Here is a 566-nt window from a genome sequence, read left to right as displayed (position 1 = left end):
TCCCGTCCTTCATCGGCTCCTAGTGCCAAGGCATCCACCGTGCGCCCTTACTAACTTAACCTAAAAATTAAGAGCTTACAGTAAATTTCTTGCTTTCAATGTCGTTTATCCAGTTTTCAAAGAACAACAGCAATATTCCAAAGCCGGTATAACCACGAGATGGATTGTTTCATCTACGAAAGTCATACGGAATATATGGTGGAGCATAGCGGGATCGAACCGCTGACCTCCTGCGTGCAAAGCAGGCGCTCTCCCAGCTGAGCTAATGCCCCGTATTTTAGTTTTATTATATTATGGTGGGCCTAAATGGACTTGAACCATCGACCTCACGCTTATCAGGCGTGCGCTCTAACCAGCTGAGCTATAGGCCCATCCTATCGTTAACTTCGAGGGGATGAACCCTCAAAACTGAACAACAAAACGCGCTTTCCGTTTTATAATCCTTAGAAAGGAGGTGATCCAGCCGCACCTTCCGATACGGCTACCTTGTTACGACTTCACCCCAATCATCTGTCCCACCTTCGGCGGCTGGCTCCCGGAGGGTTACCTCACCGACTTCGGGTGTT

2 tRNA genes and 1 rRNA gene are annotated in these 566 nt (G+C 48.4%); all 3 read right to left on the bottom strand.

Annotated features, from left to right (window positions below):
* Positions 1-196: 196 nt before the first annotated feature.
* Positions 197-272: transfer RNA gene (locus tag ACFPOH_RS10770), tRNA-Ala, on the bottom strand.
* 22 nt (positions 273-294) lie between these two features.
* A tRNA-Ile gene (locus ACFPOH_RS10765) sits at positions 295-371 on the bottom strand.
* 76 nt (positions 372-447) lie between these two features.
* Positions 448-566: ribosomal RNA gene (locus ACFPOH_RS10760) — 16S ribosomal RNA — on the bottom strand; the annotation flags it as partial.

The organism is Ureibacillus suwonensis, from assembly GCF_042655065.1.
Taxonomy (GTDB): Bacteria; Bacillota; Bacilli; order Bacillales_A; family Planococcaceae; genus Ureibacillus; species Ureibacillus suwonensis.
Note: the sequence above shows the minus strand (reverse complement) of the source record. Positions and strands in the feature narration are given on the sequence as shown.